This is a genomic window from Streptomyces sp. CA189 (assembly GCF_056428985.1).
In genome coordinates this window covers 1-20,660 of sequence record NZ_JBWJVM010000057.1, presented here as the reverse complement: position 1 = coordinate 20,660, position 20,660 = coordinate 1, and the positions used below count along the sequence as shown (strand labels likewise).

General features: G+C 71.1%; 15 protein-coding genes. 9 read left to right on the top strand and 6 right to left on the bottom strand.

Annotated elements, in window-relative coordinates; all coding sequences use genetic code 11:
* The first annotated feature begins 140 nt into the window (after positions 1 to 140).
* Positions 141 to 1,742, top strand: coding sequence for an amidohydrolase (locus AC061S_RS31440; protein WP_478689271.1), 1,602 nt, complete (start codon positions 141 to 143; stop codon positions 1,740 to 1,742).
* 21 nt (positions 1,743 to 1,763) lie between these two features.
* On the opposite strand, the gene AC061S_RS31435 is transcribed toward AC061S_RS31440, so the two are convergent.
* The 3 genes from AC061S_RS31435 to AC061S_RS31425 form a co-directional block, all read right to left on the bottom strand.
* Entirely contained in the window at positions 1,764 to 2,669 is a 906-nt protein-coding gene (locus AC061S_RS31435) for a phosphatase PAP2 family protein (RefSeq protein WP_478689270.1), read from the bottom strand.
* Between the two features lie 212 nt (positions 2,670 to 2,881).
* Complete coding sequence (locus tag AC061S_RS31430; RefSeq protein WP_478689269.1) at positions 2,882 to 3,922, bottom strand: LacI family DNA-binding transcriptional regulator; 1,041 nt, start codon at positions 3,920 to 3,922, stop codon at positions 2,882 to 2,884.
* A 26-nt stretch (positions 3,923 to 3,948) separates the two neighbouring features.
* Positions 3,949 to 5,571 (bottom strand): glycoside hydrolase family 13 protein, encoded by a 1,623-nt coding sequence (locus AC061S_RS31425; RefSeq protein WP_478689268.1) that lies wholly within the window; start codon positions 5,569 to 5,571, stop codon positions 3,949 to 3,951.
* A gap of 220 nt (positions 5,572 to 5,791) precedes the next feature.
* On the opposite strand from AC061S_RS31425, the gene AC061S_RS31420 reads away from it, so the two are divergent.
* From AC061S_RS31420 to AC061S_RS31400, 5 genes are all read left to right on the top strand, one after another.
* On the top strand, positions 5,792 to 7,066 hold the full coding sequence (locus tag AC061S_RS31420; protein ID WP_478689267.1) for an extracellular solute-binding protein: 1,275 nt from the start codon (positions 5,792 to 5,794) through the stop codon (positions 7,064 to 7,066).
* 7 nt (positions 7,067 to 7,073) lie between these two features.
* Entirely contained in the window at positions 7,074 to 8,120 is a 1,047-nt protein-coding gene (locus AC061S_RS31415) for a carbohydrate ABC transporter permease (protein WP_478689266.1), read from the top strand.
* A 62-nt stretch (positions 8,121 to 8,182) separates the two neighbouring features.
* A complete protein-coding gene (locus AC061S_RS31410; RefSeq protein ID WP_478689265.1) occupies positions 8,183 to 9,031 on the top strand; it encodes a sugar ABC transporter permease in 849 nt (282 codons plus the stop codon).
* A gap of 76 nt (positions 9,032 to 9,107) precedes the next feature.
* Positions 9,108 to 10,724: a glycoside hydrolase family 13 protein gene (locus tag AC061S_RS31405; RefSeq protein WP_478689264.1), complete on the top strand. Its 1,617-nt coding sequence runs from the start codon at positions 9,108 to 9,110 to the stop codon at positions 10,722 to 10,724.
* The gene (locus AC061S_RS31400; RefSeq protein ID WP_478689263.1) at positions 10,721 to 11,728 is read left to right on the top strand and encodes a LacI family DNA-binding transcriptional regulator; all 1,008 of its coding nucleotides are present in this window, start codon (positions 10,721 to 10,723) and stop codon (positions 11,726 to 11,728) included. Before AC061S_RS31405 ends, AC061S_RS31400 begins: the two co-directional genes overlap by 4 nt.
* Before the next feature lie 662 nt (positions 11,729 to 12,390).
* Here AC061S_RS31400 and AC061S_RS31395 read toward each other — a convergent pair.
* Positions 12,391 to 12,861 (bottom strand): DUF6415 family natural product biosynthesis protein, encoded by a 471-nt coding sequence (locus AC061S_RS31395; protein WP_478689262.1) that lies wholly within the window; start codon positions 12,859 to 12,861, stop codon positions 12,391 to 12,393.
* A gap of 126 nt (positions 12,862 to 12,987) precedes the next feature.
* Between AC061S_RS31395 and AC061S_RS31390 the strand changes: the two genes are divergently transcribed.
* Together AC061S_RS31390 and AC061S_RS31385 are read left to right on the top strand one after the other, a co-directional pair.
* Positions 12,988 to 14,253: a Twin-arginine translocation pathway signal gene (locus tag AC061S_RS31390; RefSeq protein ID WP_478689261.1), complete on the top strand. Its 1,266-nt coding sequence runs from the start codon at positions 12,988 to 12,990 to the stop codon at positions 14,251 to 14,253.
* 1 nt (position 14,254) lies between these two features.
* Entirely contained in the window at positions 14,255 to 14,569 is a 315-nt protein-coding gene (locus AC061S_RS31385) for a 4a-hydroxytetrahydrobiopterin dehydratase (RefSeq protein ID WP_478689260.1), read from the top strand.
* 361 nt (positions 14,570 to 14,930) lie between these two features.
* On the opposite strand, the gene AC061S_RS31380 is transcribed toward AC061S_RS31385, so the two are convergent.
* Complete coding sequence (locus AC061S_RS31380) at positions 14,931 to 15,596, bottom strand: HAD family hydrolase (RefSeq protein ID WP_478689259.1); 666 nt, start codon at positions 15,594 to 15,596, stop codon at positions 14,931 to 14,933.
* A 100-nt stretch (positions 15,597 to 15,696) separates the two neighbouring features.
* A complete protein-coding gene (locus AC061S_RS31375; RefSeq protein WP_478689258.1) occupies positions 15,697 to 19,482 on the bottom strand; it encodes an NACHT and WD repeat domain-containing protein in 3,786 nt (1,261 codons plus the stop codon).
* Between the two features lie 149 nt (positions 19,483 to 19,631).
* Between AC061S_RS31375 and AC061S_RS31370 the strand changes: the two genes are divergently transcribed.
* The gene (locus AC061S_RS31370) at positions 19,632 to 20,099 is read left to right on the top strand and encodes an RICIN domain-containing protein (RefSeq protein ID WP_478689257.1); all 468 of its coding nucleotides are present in this window, start codon (positions 19,632 to 19,634) and stop codon (positions 20,097 to 20,099) included.
* Positions 20,100 to 20,660: the final 561 nt, after the last annotated feature.

Here is a 20,660-nt window from a genome sequence, read left to right as displayed (position 1 = left end):
GCATGGCCCGCATGGCCCGCATGGCCCGCATGGCCCGCATGGCCCGTAGCACCCGTAGCACCCGTAGAGCCCGCAGTACCCGCAGTACCCGCAGTACCCGCAGAGCCCGACCAGCCCGAAGCCCCCCAAGGAGCAGAGCCGTGCCCGCTGCCGACACCGTCCTCACCGGAGCCCGCGTCCGCACCCTCGACCCCGCCCGCCCCGAGGCCCGCGCGGTAGCCGTGCTCGGCGGCGAGATCGTCGCCGTCGGGGACGAGGCCGACGTCCGCGAATGGCGCGGCCCCGGTACCGAGACCGTCGACCTCGGCGGCGCCACCCTCACCCCCGGCCTCACCGACGCCCACAGCCACCCCGTCTGGGGCATCGAGATGGCGACCGGCACCGACCTCTCCGCCGTCCGTGACCTCGACCAGCTGCGCGCCGCCCTGCGCACCGCCGACCAGGGCCCCGGCGGCTGGGTCACCGGCTTCGGCCTCGACCACAACGCCTTCGGCGGCCGCCCCGTCGACAAGGCCCTGATCGAGGAGGCCCTCGCCGGAGCCCCCGCCTTCCTGCGCCTCTACGACGGCCACTCCGCCCTCGCCTCCGGCGCGGCCCTGGCCGCCGCCGGGATCACCGGCCCGCGCACCTTCGCCCAGCGCTCCGAGATCGTCTGCGACCCCGACGGGCGGCCCACCGGCCACCTCGTCGAGCACGCCGCGATGGCCCTGGTCGGCTCGCTCGCGCCGAAGCCCACGTACACCGAGCGCCGGGAGCGCCTCACCGGGCTGCTCTCCGACATGGCCGCCACCGGCCTGACCGGCGCCCACGTCATGGACCTCGGCGACGGGGACGTACCCGCGCTGCTCGCGACCGCCGAGTACGAGGGCGACCTGCCGCTGCGGCTGAACCTCTCGCCCTGGTGCATGCCGGGAGCCACCGGCGAGGACCTGGACGAGCTGATCGAGCTCCAGCGGCTCATGGGCCGCCACTGGAAGGTCGGCGGGGTGAAGTTCTTCATGGACGGCACCGTCGAGGGCGGCACCGCCTGGCTGGAGCACGCCGACTGCCACGGCCGGGGCACCGACGCCTTCTGGCCCGACCCGCAGGCCTACGCCGAGGCGGTAGGGGTCCTCGACGCGGCCGGGGTGCGTACCGCGACCCACGCCATCGGAGACGCGGCCGTCCGGCACGTCCTGGACACCGTGGAGTCACTCGGCCCGCGGGCCCGGATGCGGCACCGGATCGAGCACATCGAGACGGTCCCGGACGGCCAGCTGAAGCGGTTCGCGGAGCTCGGGGTGATCGCCTCGATGCAGCCGCCGCACACCGCGTACACCAGGGCCGACCACAGCGACGAATGGTCCAAGCGGCTGGGGGAGGAGCGGGCCGGCCGCGCCTGGCGCTGCCGGGACCTGCGCGAGGCCGGCGCCGTGCTTGCCCTGGGCTCGGACTGGCCCATCGCCCACTACGACGCCCGCCAGGTCCTGGCCACCGCCCGCGACCCGCGCGGCGCGGCCTCGGCCGGTACGGGGGCCTGGACCGGGGCGGCCCTGAGCGGGCTGATGGCGCTGGAGGGCATGACCTCGCACGCCGCGCTGGCGGCGGGGGAGGAAGCGGTGTCCGGCCGGATCGCGGCCGGCTTCCGGGCGGACCTGACCGCCTTCGGCCTGGACCCGGTGGACGCCGCGGCGGACGAGCTGGCCGGGGCGCCGGTCCGGCTCACGATGTCGGGAGGCCGGATCACCCACAGGGAGGGGTGAGCGGGTGGGACGGGCCGGGGCTCAGCGCTGGAAGCGGGCCAGTGCCGGATGGTTCAGGAGGGCGGCCGTCACCGGGTGGCGGCCGGTTTCCTCGGGCCGGCGCGGCAGCCGGTGCGGGAGGGATCCGTACCAGGCGCGGGAGACGGCGTAGCCGAAGGCCAGGCAGATCATGCCGCCGACGGCGTCGAGCCAGAAGTGGTTGGCGGTGGCCACGATCACGACCAGTGTCGCCGTCGGGTAGAGCAGGCCCAGGATCCGGGCCCAGGGGGCGGAGGCGACCGCGAAGATCGTCAGCCCGCACCAGAGCGACCACCCTATGTGCATGGACGGCATGGCCGCGTACTGGTTCGACATGTGCTTGAGGTTGCCCGAGGCCATGGAGCCCCAGGTGTGGTGGACCAGCACGGTGTCGATGAAGTTCTGCCCGTTCATCAGCCGGGGCGGCGCGAGCGGGTAGAAGTAGTAGCCGACCAGGGCCACGCCCGTGGTGGCGAAGAGGACGAGCCGCGTGGCCGCGTAACGCCCGGGATGAAAACGGTAGATCCAGACCAGCACGCCGATGGTCATGACGAAGTGCAGCGTGGCGTAGTAATAGTTCATGCTCACCACGAGCCAGGTCACCGAATTGACGGCGTGGTTGACCTTCTCCTCCACGGCGATGCCGAGCGCCTGCTCCGCCTTCCAGATCCAGTCGGCGTTCGCGAGCGCGGCCGCCTTCTGCTCGGGCACGGCGTTGCGGATCAGCGAGTACGTCCAGTAGCTGACCGCGATCAGCAGGACCTCGAACCAGATCCGGGGCCGCCGGGGGGCACGCATCCTGGAGAGCAGTGCACGCTCGGACGACTCCGGACGGTCCTGCTTCTCGGTCACGGGGGGTGACGAGACGTCCGTCCGGGTATCCAGTGTCTTCACGCTCGCTTCACCCATAGGGAAAGAGTCTGCCAGACGCGGACTCGCCTTCGATCATCCCCTGGGACGGTCTTGGCCGCAGCCTCTCCGCCTCCCGGACGAGCGGAGGCCGTGCGCCCCTAGGGGGTCGGCCCCCTACGCCGGTCCGGGCGGGACGGGTCCGGGGCAGCCCCGGCAGTCTGGACCCGCAGCTTTGCAGGGTCCGGGCCGGCGGTACCCCCTACCGCGCCTCAGGCGCGTGCGCCCCCGCGGCCCTGCTGCGGGCCCGAAGCGGTCGAGCCGCGGACCACGAGCTCGGGGAGGAACACGAACTCGCTGTGCGGGGCCGGCGTCCCCCCGATCTCCTCCAGCAGGGTCCGTACCGCGGCCTGGCCCATGGCCTGCACGGGCTGGCGGATGGTGGTCAGCGGCGGATCCGTGAACGCTATGAGCGGGGAGTCGTCGAAGCCGACCACCGACACGTCCTGCGGGACCTTCAGCCCCTGCTGCCGGGCCGCCCGGATCGCGCCGAGCGCCATCATGTCGCTCGCGCACACCACCGCCGTGCAGCCGCGCGAGATCAGCGCGGCCGCGGCGGCCTGGCCGCCCTCCAGCGTGTAGAGGGAGTGCTGGATCAGCTCCTCGACCTCGTCCTCGCCGAGTCCGAGCCGCTCCTTCATGCCGAGGCGGAAGCCCTCGATCTTGCGGAGCACCGGCACGAACCGCTTGGGCCCGACGGCCAGCCCGATCCGGGTGTGCCCGAGCGCGGTCAGGTGGGTCACGGCGAGCTGCATCGCGGCCCGGTCGTCGGGGGAGACGAAGGGGGCCTGCACCTTGTCGGAGAAGCCGTTGATGAGGACGTACGGGACGCCCTGGCCGCGGAGTTGGTCGTAGCGGCCCATGTCGGCCGTGGTGTCCGCGTGCAGCCCGGAGACGAAGATGATCCCGGACACCCCGCGCTCGACGAGCATCTCCACGAGCTCGTCCTCGGTGGACCCGCCGGGCGTCTGCGTGGCCAGCACCGGGGTGTACCCCTGCCGGGTCAGCGCCTGGCCGATGACCTGGGCGAGCGCCGGGAAGATGGGGTTGTCGAGCTCGGGGGTTATCAGGCCGACGAGTCCCGCGCTGCGCTGGCGCAGTCGTACGGGGCGTTCGTAGCCGAGCACGTCGAGGGCGGCCAGTACGGATTCACGGGTGCCTGCGGCCACACCGGGCTTGCCGTTGAGCACGCGGCTGACTGTGGCTTCGCTGACCCCCGCCTGGGCTGCGATGTCGGCTAGCCGTGCGGTCACGGGATTGGACTGTACCGGTCGGACGTTCACCATGACCACCACGTGCACGAATCCGGGGGAAGCCGGACGGTGCGGCCGTCCGTCTCCACCGGGGCGCTGGACAGGACGGGGCGTCCGGGCGAGGGAAGTTCGAGCGGGACCGGCCGGGTGTTGAGCGTGCACGCGAAGCCGGGGCGGGTGAACAGCAGCACCCCCTCGGGCGCGGGCAGCCACTGCATCCCGGCCCCCGCGACCCCCGACTCCGGCGCCCCGAGGCCCGGCATCGCGCGGCGCAGTTCCAGGGCGGCGCGGTAGAGCTCCAGGGTGGAGTGGGGGTCGCCGGTCTGCGCGGCGACGCTGAGCCCGCCCCAGCCGGCCGGCTGCGGGAGCCAGCTCCCGGCCGGTCCGAAGTCGTACGGGGGCTCCTCGCCGGACCACGGGATCGGCACCCGGCAGCCGTCGCGCAGCCCGTCCTGGCCGGCGCTCCGGGCGAAGGCCGGGTCCTGGCGGACGGAGTCCGGGAGGTCGGTCACCTCGGGGAGGCCGAGCTCCTCGCCCTGGTAGACGTACGCGGACCCGGGCAGGGCCAGCATCAGCAGCGCGGCCGCCCGCGCCCGGGCCAGGCTGCCGTAGCGGGTGCGGTGCCGTACGACGTCGTGGTTGGACAGCACCCAGGTGGTCGGCGCGCCCACCGAGGCGGTGGCGGCCAGGGACTCGTCGATGACGGTCCGCAGCGCGGTGGTGTCCCACGGGCAGTTCAGGAAGCGGAAGTTGAAGGCCTGGTGCAGTTCGTCGGGGCGGACGTACAGGGCGAGCCGCTCGGAGGTGGGCGCCCAGGCCTCGGCGACCCCGATGCGCGGGACCTCGTAGGAATCGAGCAGCCGCCGCCAGGAGCGGTGGATCTCGTGGACGCCGTCCTGGTCGAAGAAGGGGAGCGGCTCGGTGCCGATGAGGGTGGCCTGCGCGCCGCGGCCGATGTCCGGCAGGCCCGGGGCCTTGACCATGCCGTGGGCCACGTCCACCCGGAACCCGTCGACGCCGAGGTCGAGCCAGAAGCGCAGGACGGCGGAGAACTCCTCGGCGACCTCCGGGTTCTCCCAGTTCAGGTCGGGCTGCTCGGGGGCGAAGAGGTGCAGGTACCAGGCGCCGTCCGGGGTCCGGCTCCAGGCGGGGCCGCCGAACACCGACTCCCAGTCGTTGGGCGGGAGCTCCCCGGAGGGGCCCCGGCCGGGGTGGAAGTGGTAGCGCGCCCGGGCTCCCGGCTCCCCGGCCAGCGCCGCCCGGAACCAGGCGTGCTCCTCGGAGGTGTGGTTCGGGACCACGTCCACGATGACCCGCAGCCCCAGCGCGTGCGCGGCGCGGATGAGGTCGTCGGCGTCGGAGAGGTCCCCGAAGAGCGGGTCGACGGCCCGGTAGTCGGCGACGTCGTAGCCGCCGTCCGCCTGCGGGGAGACGTAGAAGGGGGTCAGCCACACCGCGTCGACCCCGAGCCGGGCCAGGTGGGGCAGGTGCTCGCGGACCCCGCGCAGGTCCCCGATCCCGTCGCCGTCGCTGTCCGCGAAGGAGCGTACGTACACCTGGTAGATGACGGCATCGCGCCACCAGCCGCCGCTCGCGGTGGCGTTGCTGGAAGCGCTTGCAAGCCGGGAGGCGGTCAACTCGTGGGTCATATCGGGTCAACGCGTGTACGCACCCCCTGGTTGCGGGCCCGGACAGTCGAAGAGGGTTCGAACTAACAGCAAGCTGCGGCAACCGTACGGACACACGGATGTAACGATCACCTCTTCTTGCAGAAAATTGCCGCAAGCTCTTTCGGTCGGCTTTCAGGCTTGTTACGTTCTCGGCAACTCGGGACCGCGAGGCGCGGCCGGGATCATCGAAGGAGTTCATATGCGGCGTGGCATAGCGGCCACCGCGCTGGTCGCGGCTCTGGCGCTCGCGGCGACGGCTTGCGGCGGTGACACCAAGGACGGCAGCGGCGGCGCCAAGGCCGACGGGGAGCTCTCCGGCACGGTCACGTGGTGGGACACCTCGAACGACGCCGAGAAGGCGTCCTTCCAGAAGCTCGCCGAGGCGTTCACGGCCAAGCACCCCAAGGTGACCGTCAAGTACGTCAACGTCCCCTACGGCGACGCGCAGAACAAGGTCAAGAACGCCTTCAGCAGCGGCTCCGAGGCCCCCGACGTGATCCGCGCCGACGTGGGCTGGGTCGCCGACTTCGCCTCCCTCGGCTACCTCGCCGAGGTCCCGGCCGAGACGGCCAAGAAGATCGACGCCGAGTTCCTGCCCCAGGCCGCGGCCAGCGGCAAGTACGAGGGCAAGACCTACGGCGTCCCGCAGGTCATCGACACGATGGGCCTCTTCTACAACAAGAAGATGCTCGCCGACGCCGGCGTCCAGCCCCCCAAGACCCTGGAGGAGCTGAAGACCGCCGCGGCCGCCATCAAGGCCAAGACCGGCAAGGCCGGCCTCTACCTGCGCGGCGACGACTCCTACTGGTTCCTCCCCCTCATCTACGGAGAGGGCGGCGACCTCGTCGACGCGAAGACCAAGACGGTCACCGTCGACAACGCGGCCGGCGTCAAGGCCTTCAAGGCCGCCCGCGACCTGGTCACCTCGGGTGCGGCGATCACCAACGCCACCGACGGCTGGACCAACATGCAGACCGCCTTCAAGACGGGCGAGGCCGCGATGATGATCAACGGCCCCTGGGCCGTGGCCGACACCTACGCGGGCGACCAGTTCAAGGACAAGGCCAACCTCGGCATCGCCGCGGTCCCGGCCGGCTCCGTCAAGGCGGGCGCCCCGCAGGGCGGCCACGACCTCGCCGTGTACGCGGGCTCCAAGAACATCGCCGCCGCGAACGCCTTCGTGGACTACATGACCTCGCAGGAGGTACAGGTCCAGTCCGCCAAGGAGCTGAGCCTGCTCCCGACCCGGACCGCCGCCTACGAGCAGCCCGACGTCAAGTCCAACGAGATGGTCACGTTCTTCAAGCCGGCCGTGGACAAGGCCGTCGAGCGCGCCTGGATCCCGGAGAACGGCGCCCTCTTCGAGCCGCTCAAGGTCGAATACACCAAGGCGGTCACCGGGGCGTCGAGCCCGGAGGACGCGGCCAAGGCGGCCGGCGCCGAATTCCGCAAGATCCTCAAGGACTGGAAGTAGCGAAACCATGGCTGCTCACACCAGCCAGTCGGTGGCGAAGGCCGCGGGCAGCGAGACCGGTCCTGACGCCGGTCCCGCCGCCCGCGGCCGGAGCCGCAGGACTGACGGCAACGCCGGCGGGAAGAACCGCCCCGGGCTGAAGCGGGCCCTCGCCACCCACTGGTACGCCTGGGCCATGATCACCCCCGTGGTGCTCGTGCTCGGCGTGATCATCGGCTGGCCGCTCGTCCGCGGCGTCTACCTGTCGCTGACCGACGCCACCGAGCGCAACGTCGGCAGGACCATCGGCGCCAACCACATCGAGTCGACGTACCAGTTCATCGGACTCGACAACTACGCCGACGTCCTCGCCGACCCGGTGTTCCTGCAGCGGCTGGTGTGGACGGTGACGTGGACCGTCGCCTGCGTGTCGGTCACCTTCGCGCTCGGCCTGGGCCTCGCCACCGTGCTCAACCGCGAGTTCAAGGGACGCGCCGCCTACCGGATGGCACTCATCCTGCCCTGGGCCGTCCCCGGATTCGTCTCCGTCTTCGCCTGGCGGTTCCTCTTCAACCGCGACAACGGCATCCTCAACAAGATCCTCGAGGGCGGCGGCATCTCCGCCGTCCCGTGGCTCGACGACCCGACCTGGGCCAAGATCGCGGTCATCGCCGTCAACGTCTGGCTCGGCGTCCCCTTCATGATGGTCGCCCTGCTCGGCGGCATGCAGTCGATCTCCGGCGAGCTCTACGAGGCGGCCGAGATGGACGGGGCCAGCCCCTGGCAGCGGTTCCGCCACATCACCCTGCCGGGACTGCGCACGGTCAGCATGACCGTGATCCTGCTCTCCACCATCTGGACCTTCAACATGTTCCCGGTGATTTTCCTGCTCACCCGGGGAGGCCCCGGCGACTCCACGGAGATCCTGGTGACCCAGGCCTTCCGCGAGGCGTTCGTGACGAGCCCGCGCGACTTCGCGGTCTCGGCGACCTGGGGCGTACTGATCCTCCTGCTGCTCACGATGTTCGCGCTGGTCTACCGGCGCTCGCTGCGCAAGCAGGGAGAGGTGTGGTGACCGTGACGACCAACTCCGCGAGTTCTGCGAGTTCTGCGAGTTCCGCGAGTGCAGCGAGTTCCGTGAAGGCGGCCGCCGTCCGCCCGCGCGGCACGCGCTCCCCGCTCGCCTCCGCCGGCCTGCACGCCACCCTGGCCGTGGCCGCCGTGATCGCCGTCTTCCCGGTGCTGTGGGTCCTGCTGACCTCCCTCAAGCCCGCGAAGCACGCCATCTCCACGGACTTCGTCAAGGAACCGACCCTCGACAACTACAGCTACCTGCTGGAGTCGACGTCCTTCCTCTCCTGGTTCGGCAACTCCGTCCTGGTCGCCGGCATCACCACCGTCCTCGGGGTGTTCATCGCCGCCACCACCGGATACGCCGTCAGCCGCTTCAAGTTCCCCGGAATGAAGCCGCTGATGTGGACCCTTCTCATCACGCAGATGTTCCCGATGGCCATCCTCATCGTCCCGCTCTACAACCTCATGGGAGACCTGGGGCTGCTGAACCAGCCGCTCGGCCTGGTGATCACGTACCTCACCATCGCCGTGCCGTTCTGCGCCTGGATGATGAAGGGCTTCTTCGACACCATCCCGGTCGAGATCGACGAATCCGGCCGCGTCGACGGGCTCAACCCCTTCGGCACCTTCTGGCGCCTCATCCTGCCGCTCGCCAAGCCCGGCCTCGCCGTCACCGGCTTCTACGCCTTCATCACCGCCTGGGGCGAGGTCGCGTACGCCTCCGCCTTCATGGTCGGCGACGAGAACCTCACCCTGGCCGGCGGCCTGCAGACCTTCGTCACCCAATACACGTCCAACTGGGGTGCGATGAGCGCCGCTTCCATCCTCATCGCCATCCCCGCGGCGTTCTTCTTCCTCTTCGCCCAGCGTCACCTCGTCGCCGGGATGACGGCAGGCGCGACCAAGGGCTGACCCGCCCCCGCGCGCACGGGCCGACCACCCGGTGCCTGCCCCCTCTCACCCCCGGCCCGACCCATTCAAGGACGACATGACCCAGCACCTCGCCGCCGAACCCTCGCTGGACGGCCTCCCCACCTCCACCGGCACCCAGCCCGGCTGGTGGAGAGAAGCGGTGATCTACCAGGTCTATCCGCGCAGTTTCGCCGACTCCAACGGAGACGGCATGGGGGACCTCGAAGGCATCCGCAGCCGACTGCCCTACCTCAAGGAACTCGGCGTCGACGCCGTGTGGCTCAGCCCCTTCTACGCCTCCCCGCAGGCCGACGCGGGCTACGACGTCGCCGACTACCGGGCCATCGACCCGATGTTCGGCAGCCTCCACGACGCCGACGCCGTGATCCGCGAAGCCCACGCGCTGGACCTGCGGATCATCGTGGACCTGGTCCCCAACCACTGCTCCGACCAGCACGAATGGTTCAAGCAGGCACTGCGCGAAGGCCCCGGGACCCCGCTGCGCGAACGCTTCCACTTCCGCCCGGGGCGGGGCGACGGCGGCGCGGAGCCGCCCAACGACTGGGAGTCCATCTTCGGCGGCCCCGCCTGGACCCGGGTCGCCGACGGGGAGTGGTACCTGCACCTCTTCGCACCCGAGCAGCCCGACTTCAACTGGGAGCACCCGGCGGTCCAGGACGAGTTCCGCTCGATCCTGCGCTTCTGGCTCGACCTCGGCGCCGACGGCTTCCGCATCGACGTGGCCCACGGCCTGGTCAAGGCCCCCGGCCTGCCCGACCTCGGCCGCGGCGAACAGCTCAAGCTGCTCGGCAACCAGGTGCTGCCCTTCTTCGACCAGGACGGCGTCCACGAGATCTACCGCTCCTGGCGCCGGGTCCTCGACGAGTACGCCGGCGACCGCATCGGCGTGGCCGAAGCCTGGACGCCCAGCGCCGACCGTACGGCCATGTACCTGCGGCCCGACGAACTGCACCAGGCCTTCAACTTCCACTACCTGAACACCGGGTGGGACGCGCAGGCGCTGCGCGCCACCATCGACGAGTCCCTGGACGCGATGCGCCCGGTGGGCGCGCCGACGACCTGGGTGCTGTCCAACCACGACGTCGTACGCCACGTCACGCGCTACGGGGGAGGGGCGGAGGGTCTGGCCCGGGCGCGGGCGGCCGCGCTGCTGATGCTGGCCCTGCCCGGTTCGGCGTACGTCTACCAGGGCGAGGAGCTCGGCCTGCCCGAGGTGACCGACCTCCCGGACTCCGTCCGCCAGGACCCAGCCTTCGCCCGGAGCGCCGGCCAGGACGGCCTGCGCGACGGCTGCCGCGTCCCGATCCCGTGGTCCGGCACCGAAGCCCCGTACGGCTTCGGCGAGGGCGGCAGCTGGCTGCCGCAGCCGGCCGAGTGGGCCGGACTGAGCGTGGCCGCGCAGACCGGCGACCCGGCCTCCACCCTGGAGCTGTACCGCGCCGCGCTGCGTCTGCGCCGCTCGCACCCGGAGCTGGGCGCGGGCGACGCGGTGGAGTGGCTGGAGGCCCCGGCGGGCGTCCTGGCCTTCCGCCGGGGGGACTTCACCTGCACGGTCAACACCACGGCCGAGCCGGTACGGATGCCCGCGCCGGGCACCGTCCTGCTGGCGAGCGGGGACCTGCCCGACCCGTCGGAGCTGCCGGCCGACACGGCGGTGTGGTGGCGGGGATGACCTCCCCGCTGCGGCTGACGGACATCGCCGCGCAGGCCGCGGTCAGCGAGGCGACCGTCAGCCGCGTGCTCAACGGCAAGGCGGGCGTGGCGTCCGGCACCCGGCACAGGGTGCTGGCCGCCATGGACCTGCTGGGCTACGAACGCCCGGTCCGGCTGCGCCGGCGCAGCAACGGCCTGGTAGGTCTCCTCACCCCGGAGCTGACCAACCCGATCTTCCCGGCGTTCGCCCAGGTCATCGAGCAGACCCTGGCGGGCCACGGCTACACCCCGGTGCTGTGCACGCAGACCCCGGGCGGGGCCACCGAGGACGAGCTGGTGGAGCAGCTGGAGGAGCGCGGGGTCACCGGCATCGTGTTCCTGTCAGGCCTGCACGCGGACTCCTCGGCCGACCCGTCCCGCTACCAGCGGCTCGCGGCCCGGGGGGTCCCGTTCGTCCTCATCAACGGGTTCAACGAACAGGTCCAGGCCCCCTTCATCTCCCCGGACGACCGCGCGGCGGCGGAGATGGCGGTCCGCCACCTGGAGGACCTGGGCCACCGCAGGATCGGCCTGGCCATCGGCCCGACCCGCTACGTCCCGTCGGCCCGCAAGGAGGCGGGCTTCGTCGCCGCCCTCCCCTCGGCGGCGGCCGACGGCCTGATCCAGCGCACCCTGTTCACGGTGGAGGGCGGCCACGCGGCGGGCGGAGCCCTCCTGGACCGCGGCTGCACGGGCATCGTCTGCGGCAGCGACCCGATGGCCCTGGGCGTCATACGGGCGGCCCGCGAGCGGGGCCTGCGCGTCCCGGAGGACGTCTCGGTGGTCGGCTTCGACGACTCCCCGCTCATCGCCTTCACGGACCCCCCGCTGACGACGGTCCGCCAACCGGTCCGCGCCATGGCCACGGCGGCGGTGGGCGCCCTCCTGGAGGCGGTCGCCGGCACCCCGGTCCAACGCACGGAGTACGTCTTCCAGCCGGAGCTGGTGGTCCGGGGATCTACGGGGCAGGGGCCTGGGGGGTAGGGGCGGGGCTTCTTCCCCCCCTCTCACCACCACCGTCAGCCGGTGGTTGCCCACCCGCCCCCCTCGGTGGTGTAGCGCGGCCACGGCGCCTTGCCGGTCGGGTCGGGGGTGGGCTTGTGCTGCGGGTGGGGCGGTGGCTGCGTGGGGTTCCGGGGGGCGTCCCGGCAGTCCAGTGTCCTTTCGGTGCGGGCCGGTCCGTCAAGAGCGCTCCCTTTGGTCGCGTCGCTTCGCGATGGCCTTCGGCCACCCTTGACCGACCGACCCACCCCGAAACGCCACAAGACTTCCGGGATCCCCCCGGGGAATGGCCGGGAGGGGATAAGAGGAGGAGCGGCCCCGTCTGAGATGCCCAGGTTCCCTCCGGTCGGTCATCCGCGCACGGCCCCGGCAGGACCGTGACCTCAGCCGGTACGGACGCGCGGGGCCGTCAGAGCATCCAGGGCCGGGCGCCTGAACACCCTTCCCGAGACGTCGACCGCCAGCATGAGCGAGAGGACGACGAGAACGTCTTCAGGGTCGGTGGGCGCGTCAGATCGCTACACACTCTCGCTCGGCTTGGCGAATGCGGACCGTCTTGGGCTGAGATCAGTAGGTGCTGGCGACAATGACGGCAAGGACTCCCAGGACGATCAGGACGTAGATGATCTGCCGCAGGCGCTCGGTCACCGGTCACGCGCCTGGATCGGCCGGCACTCCGGATCTGTCCAGTCGTGGGCGTGTTGGTCTGGGCGGGCGCCGGACATCGAATGTCCGGGGATCGTCTCATAGTCCTCGTGCAGGATCGGTCGATCGCAGTGACAGCAGAGGCGCTTTGGTGGGCGCTCGTAGTCGCTGAGAACTGCCGTCAAGGCCCGCGCAATTCGGGCCAGCCCGCGGGCATGGTTCCAATTCGCGTTCGGCTCAGAAGTCCGTGGGCCGACCGCTGAGGTGTACTCCCAATCCTCGACCGCATTGGAGAGTCGCGGGTCCCGCCGGGTCTGGGGAAGACGTGTCACGGCATCGTGGAGCTGATCACCGCGTGTGATGAGGCCATCGATGAGCTGTGCCACGCCCTCAGCGGACGGGCGCTCCGGATATGGGCCAAGAGCCTCAGCGATCAACTCCTGGATATTCCTGCCTGCTTGTGTCGTCACCGGCTACCTCGGTTCGTCAGCGCGTTCTGTGGTTGTAGGTGGATGATGTCGCTGCACTCAGATGGCAGATAGGCCATCGCGTGGCCATCGATGGCCACGTGGCGGCCATGGCCGGGGATACGCGCGATGACACCTCACACTGGGGCCATGGGCCACCGAAATGACGCGCTCAGGGCCGCCCGACTGCGGGTCGGATGGCGCAGCATGGACACCGCTGCGGCGGCACTCAGCCTTCACGGGCAGAGCTTCCTCGACGACCGTTCGTACGAGGTGTCTGCGCGAACGTGGAGGCGCTGGGAAGGCAGCAGCCCCGGTTGGCCGTCGGAAGAGACGGCGACCGTGCTGCACGATGCTCTCGGCCGATGGCCCGAGGACCTCGGTTTCCGAGTGCCTGTCGGCTGGGTCCGACCTGAAGCCCACTCAGAGGACGATGTGAAGCGCAGGACGTTCGTATCCGTCACGGCGGCCGCGCTCATGCCCGGACCCGTTGCCACGCAGCATGTCGACCCAGCCCTCATCGACTACTTCCAGCAACAGTTGGAAGGTCACTACCGCGCCGACATGTTTCTTGGCCCTCACGATCTTGTCGGCACCGTCAGTGCGCAGTTCCAGCTCATCGACAAGCTCGTCCGTAGTGCGAAGGGCGAGACTCGCCGCGGACTTCTTCGCGTTGGTGCCGCATACGCCGCGCTCGTCGGCTGGCTCTACCAGGACGCCGGAGACCTCGGCGCGGCCGCGTTTTGGCGGGGCGTAACGCAGGAGATCGCGGCCCGCGCCCGGGATCCGCACCTTGTCGGGTACTCACTCGTCAACCTCGCCCAGGTTCGCACCGACCTCGGTGACGGGCACGGCGTAATCGACTTGTGCGAGGCCGTACTTGATGACGGTCGCATCGTCCCCAAAGTGCGGGTCATGGCGATGCAGCAGCAGGCCCACGGTGCGAGTCTCACGGGTGACCGGACCGCCGTCGACCGCCTGATCGACACTGCGGGCGGACTCATCGCCCGCGTGGACGACGACCTGCCGTGGGGTAACGCCTGTCGGCGCACGCCGGGCTACCTTGAGGTGCAGCGAGCCACCTGCTACGGCCGTCTCGGCCTAGGCCGGGAAGCGGAGTTGTTGTGGTCGCAAGTCCTCGACGCGGTTCCCGCGACCGCCCGGAGGGATCGTGGCGTGTACCTTGCCCGACACGCTACGGCGGCCGCCGTAGCCCGGGAACCGGAGCAGGCGCTAGAGATCGCTCGCGCGGCAGTGGAGATCGCGACAGAGACCCGGTCCGCGCGGATGCTACGCGAACTGAACGCGCTGGAGCGGGAGATGAGGCCGTGGCACGATGCTCCGGTAGGCCGGGACCTCACGGAGGTCCTGGCGCGCGTGAACGAGGGGAGCTGACATGGGTGTACCGAAGCCGTTGTCCGACGAGGTGATCGTCGAGCACCTGGCGGGGCTGCCGGGGTGGGAGCGCAAGGGCGACGAGATCACCCGAACCTACGAGATCCGTTACCACGCGGCCGTCGCAGCGATCGTGACCATCGCTGACAGGTCCCGGCGCATCCAGCACCATGCCGACCTGGACCTCCGCATCGACAGCCTGCGCGCGTCGATCACTACGCATGATGCCGGCCACCGCCTGACCCACGCGGACTTCGACCTCGCACACCGCATCGACGTCATCGTGGCCGCGCACCAGGCGCTCCCGCTGGACTGACGCCGGACAAACGGAAGACCCCCTCCCGGACTCCGAAGGGCCGAGAGGGGGCGTTGCGCTGTGCGGCCACGACGTGTCGCACTGCTGCCTCGGCTGGCCACGTTCACGAGAATGGGATCTGGCTCAACTTCTGTGGATCGACACACCACGTCGGAAGGCGCGACGGCGCAGTTCGCGCCGCTGCCGGGCGCCCGGACGAGGCGGCCCAGTACGCCCTCCGCGCACTGGAGCTATTGGAGACGCACTGGTACGCCACTGGCCTGGAGCGGGTCCGGGAGGTACGGCGTGCACTTGGCCCGTGGGAGCACGAGCAGTACGTCCGCGACCTCGATGACCGGCTCTACGGCTGGGGGGGCTGTGGTCAGCGCGCTTGCTTGTTGAACTCGGCGATCAGGGGTGACAGGTCGGCGAGGCTCTCTACGCGGAACGTCGGCAGCTCGCGGGCCTCGACGGTGTCCCACTGGATCGTGGCCCAGGGGCCCCGACGGACGAGCGCGGTGCACATCCCCGCTTGCTTGCCGGGGCGGAGGTCGTTGTCGACGCGGTCGCCGACGTAGAGGATCTCGTCCGGCGCGAATGGAAGGGACTTGGCCACACGGACGAAGAACTCAGGGTCGGGTTTGCTGGCGCCCCAGTCGTCCGAGGTCCCGATCAGGTCGACGTCGTCCGTGAAGAGATCGCGGAGCAGGCCACCTGCCCGGACGGTCTGGTTCCCGGCGATCCCGAGCCACAGGCCGTCGGCGCGGAGTTGCGCGAACGCGGGGCGTACGTCTGAGTACAGGTCGGACTCGTCGAAGTGTTCAGGCTGGCCGGCGGCAGCACGGGCCTCCCGCTGTTCAGTGAGGTCGAAGCCGGGACGGAACTCCTGGAACACCTCGCGATAGTCCCGATTCTGCGCCACGACCGCTCCGAACATCGCCGCGAAGGTGTGGCGCGGTACACCCAGCCAGTCGGCCCAGGTGCCGTACTCCCGGGTCTCGTCCACAAGGCACTCGCCGACGTCGAAAACCACAGCGCGAATCGTCATGCGGAGCACCCTAGCCACGTGGACGGACGCACGAAACCGCCCCCTTCGTCGCGTGCTCGACTTCCTCGACCGCATCAAATAGCCCGACGGTGATGGATGGTCACCGATGTGATGTGGCGGGGCACGGTGGGTTGAAGGCGACCGCCGTGAAGTGGCGGGACCATTGGGTTCTGGTGATCCGCGGGTGCGCGCTGTCGCAGACGCGGGCGCCGACCCTGGCCAGGTCGGTGTCCCACAGGCGGATCGTGAAGTCGTTGCCGCCGGTGGACAGGGTGGTGCCGTCCGGGCTGAACGCCACGGCCGGTACGGGGTTCGCGTGGCCGGTGAGGACGGTGGGGGTCGTTGCTCCGGCCACGTCCCAGAGCAGGGCCTTGCCGTCCGAGGCACCGGCCGCCAGGCGGCGGCCGTCCGCGTCGAAGGTCAGCCGGTAGAGCCAGGAGCCGGACGCCGGCAGCCGCCTCACTTTGGTCGGGCGGCCGATGGTGTCGATGTTCATCAGCCACACCGTCTTGTCCGTACGGTGGAAGGCGGCCAGTCTCCGGTTGTCGGGGCTGAAAACGCCGCCGGTCAGAGGCTCGGACCGGAACGGGGGCGGCAGTTCCCGGGGGGTGCGGGGATCGCTGACGTCCCACAAGCGCAGGGAACCCGACTCGCCGCTGCTCGTCACCAGCGTGCGGCCGTCCGGACGGAACGAGGCGATCGTGACGTCCGGGCCGTCCTCCGCGATCCGGCTCAGCCGCCTGGGTCGGGCAGGATCGGTCAGGTCCCACAGTCCAGCCGTGCCCAGGGCCCACACGGCCAGCAGGCGGCCGCCCGCGCCGAAGGCGACGCCGCCGACTTCGCCGGCGCCGGGGCTGAGGACCGATCTCAGCCGGGGCTTGCGGGGATCGGCCACGTCCCAGACCCGGACGGTGGCGTCCTCGCTCGCCGTGACGAGGGTGCGCCCGTCCGGACTGAACGCCACGCACCGGACGAACCTGGTGTGCCCGTGCAGGACCGACAGCGGCCACAGGGCCCGGCCGCCGGTGACCTGCCACAGCCGTGCGGTGCCGTCCCAGCTGGCGCTGGCGAGGAGTCGGCCGCCGGGGCCGTGCGCCAGGGACGTGACCACGTCGTCGTGGGTCGCGAGGGACAGGTCCCGCAGGTCCAGCAGTCGGTCGGAGTGGGCGAACACGTGGCCGTCCGGGCTGAACGCGGCCTGGTAGAAGCCGCCCTGGATCGTGCTGGTCCGCTTCGGCTTCGCAGGGACGGCGACATCCCAGAACTGGGTGGACCCCCCTACCGAGACGAGCGTGCCGCCGTCCGGGCTGAACGCCACCGACCAGACGATCGCGGGATGGCCGAGCAGGACGGCCGGCGGCTTCGTCCGCGGGCTGCTGCCGATGTCCCAGACCCGCGAGGTGCGATCCCAGCTCCCGGTCGCCACCATCCGGCCGTCCGGGCTGAACGCGGCCGAGGTCAGCGTGTCGGTGTGTCCGCGCAGGACGTCGAGGAGGAGGGGATTCGCGGGGTCGCTGACATTCCACAGTCTGGCCGTGGTGTCGCCGGTGGTCGCCACCGTTCGGCCGTCCGGGCTGAAGGTCACCGAGGTGACCGCGGCGCTGTGGCCCGGCAAGGTGGCCAGCAGCCGTGGGTGGCGGGGATCGTTCACCTTCCACAGCCGCGCCGCGCCGTCGGCGTGGCCGGTGGCGAGGACGCCGCCCGGCCCGTACGCCACCCACGTCGGCCCGGACCGCTGGTCCGGCAGCGTGCTCAGTTCGGCGGGCGCACGCCGGTTCGCCACGTCCCACAGCCGCACCGAGCGTTCGCTCACCGTGGCCAGGACACGGCCGCCCTCACCGAACGCCACCGACCACATCGGCTCCGGCTGCTTCACGACGGCCAGCTGAACGGGGTGGTGGGCGTCCCCGACGTCCCACAGCCGGACCGTGCGGTCCCAGCTCGCGGTGGCCAGGACCCGGCTCCCGGGGGCGAAGGAGACCGAGACCACGTCGGAGGTGTGGCCGGTGAGCCGGCTCGTGTACGGCGTCGCGAAGGCGCTCATGAGCTGGTCGCGGACGTCGTCGGTGGGTGCCAGCCGGTACGCGGCCAGGTTCAGCTGCGCGGCGAGCGAGGGGTCCTGCGGCCGCACCTCGGCCGCGTCCGCGGCGGCCTTCCGCGCGATGGCCACGTTGCGCTGCCGGATGGCGGAGTCGCGCGAGTCGACGGCCAGCCCGCCCGCGGTCGCCGCGATGATCATCAGCACCGTGAGCAGCGTGACCAGCTGCCGCAGGCGGACCGTCCGCCGCCTGGCCGCCGCCGTCTCGCCGGCCTGCGCTTCCCGGCTCGCGTCGAGGAAGCGCTGTTCCCTGGAGGTCAGCCGGCTGCCGTCCTCGGCGGCCAGGTCCAGTGCCGCGGCCAGGCGAGCCCCCCGGTAGAGGGCGTGCGGGTCACGGTCGCGCAGCTCCCAGCCGGCGGTCGCGTCGGTGAGCTGCCGGTGCAGGAGCAGCCGGTCCCGGTCCTCGGTCAGCCAGCCGCGCAGCCTCGGCCAGCACCGGATGATCGCCTCGTGGGTGATCTCGACGCACCCCTCGTCCAGCGTCACCAGCCTTTGCCGGGCGAGGGATTCGAGCACGAAGGCGGTGTCGGGGTTCGGGTCCAGCTCGTCCCTGGTGATGCGGCGCCTGGTGTCCTCCGTACCGTCACCCAGCGCGGTCAGCCGGAGGAACAGTGACCGGGCGAGGTCCTGCTGCACGGGCGACAGCCCCCGGTAGGCGGCCTCCGCGGTCTGCGCGAGCGCGTGCTGGATGCCGCCGGCCGCCAGATACCCGTCCAGGGTCAGACGGCTGCCGCTGCGACGGCGCCAGGTCTCGACCATCGCGTGCGAGACCAGGGGCAACGCACCCGGCTGACCGGTCGCGTCCGCGATCACGGCCGCCAGCAGCGGGCCGGTCACCGTGCAGTCGGCGAGCATGGCCGGTCGGGTGATGGCCTCGCGCAGCTCCTGGCTGCTCATCGGGCCGACCGCGATCTGCGCGTCACGCAGCGCCTCGACCAGCCGGGGGTCCTTGACGCAGTGCCCGTAGAAATCGGCGCGCACGCCGATCACCACCCGGGTCCGGCTGGTCGCCGCCGTGGCGGCCGTGGTCAACAGGGCGATGAACGCGTCCCGTTCGGCGGGATCCCCGCAGAGGGTGAAGACCTCTTCGAACTGGTCGACCACGATCAGCGCGTCGATGTCCGGTGCGCGGTCGATGACGGTCTGCCGGACCCTCAGGTGCAGCGCCCCGGGATCGTCCAGCAGCTCGGCCACCAGCGCGCCGGGAGCCGCGCCCGTCTCCGCGGCCAGCTGGACGGCGCACTCCTCCACGGGACGCGAGCCCGGCGTGAACAGCATCACCGGCCACCCCGATGCCCGCGCGCGGGCCACGAGCCCCGCCCGCAGCACCGAGGACTTCCCCGATCCCGACGGCCCGAAGACCGCCAGGAACCGGCGCTCGCGCACTTTCGCGAGCACCTCGCCGGTCAGCCGTTCGCGCCCGAAGAAGCGGTCGGCGTCCTCCGGCTGGAACGCCGACAGGCCCGCGTACGGTGCGCCCGGCCCGCTGGTTTTCCCGGGCTCGGCCCCCTGCGCGCTCGCGGCGATCTCGGCGGCGACCGCATGCCATCGGGCTTCCCAAGCGCACCGGTCCCCCTGGCACGCCTCGACATACGCGAGCGTGACACCCAGGCTCGGAAACGCGTGCCCGCCCGCGGCGTCCGACAGCGTCGTGGACGAATAGTGCGCCCTCTTGGCCAGCGCCCGATAGGGCGGCCGTCCCGCCGCCTCGCGCAGCTTTCGAAGGTCGGCGGCGAACTGTGTCAGCGGACTGACGTCCGGGTCGAGCGGCCGTTCGGGGCGGGGCATGACCTTCCTTCCTGCGCCTCTGCGCAGTCGCGATGGGTGGTGTTTGTCCAGCTATTGATGTCCGGAATCCCCGTTCCGGCACCGGACATCAACCGGCGGCTAGACATGGCCCAGCGCAACCTGCGCAAGGGCGACACGAAGGAGAACCCATGAGGCCTGTACGGCGACTGACGCTTCTGCTGGCGGCTACCGGGCTGCTGGCCGGCGCCACCTTGACGGGCACACCCGCGTCTGCCGCGGCGCCCCTCCTCAAGTCCAACCTGAACGGAAGGTGCGCCGACATCTTCATGTACCACCAGGAGAACGGCGCCTCCGTCGTGACGTATGACTGTCACGGCGGCTCCAACCAGCAGTGGTACTGGGACGGCGAGCAGATCCGTTCCAACCTGAACGGAAAGTGCCTGGAGATCTACGGCCCCCACATGGAGGACCAGGGCTCGGTGAGCATGTGGGACTGCAACGGCGGCCGCCACCAGAAGTGGTTCCGCAACGGCAGCGAGATCCGCAACCGGGTGAACGGAAAGTGCCTCGACATCCTGGCCGGCCGGGCGGACAACGGCCAGCTCCTGGTGAGCTGGGGCTGCAACGGCGCACGCAGCCAGAGCTGGGACTTCTGAACGCAGGCCCGGTCCGGCACATCCCGTGCCGGACTGGGTCCCCTCCGCACTCCGGAACCGAGGGTTCGGACCGGCGGACGTTCCTGTCCAGGGCGCTCAGTATGACGGCCGGTCTGGTCGGAGCGGCGGCGGCGGGCACGTTCACCGCCCCCGCTTCGGCGAAGGAATCCAACGCCCTGGAGAACCAGCCGAACTGGCGCTTCTCCCCTGTCCGGCCAAAGACGGCCGGTAGTCGCCGAGCCGAGCGGCAGTGCGTAGCGATCTGATGCGCCCACCAACCCTGACGGGTTGGTGGGCGTCTGCACGCCCATACCGGCGGTCGACGGCCTCGGAAGGGTGCCCAGGCGCCTGGCCCTGGATGCTCTGACCGCCCCGCGCGTCCGTTCCGGCTGAGCTGCCGGTCCTGCCGGGGCCGTGTGCGGATGACCGCCGCCGAAGAAGGGCTGCGCATCTCAGACCAGGCCGCTCCTCCCCACTCCTCCCCCCGGCCATTCCCCGGGGGGATCCCGGAAGTCTTGTGTTTTTCCGTGGTGGGACGGGCCGTCAAGGGGGGCCGGCGGC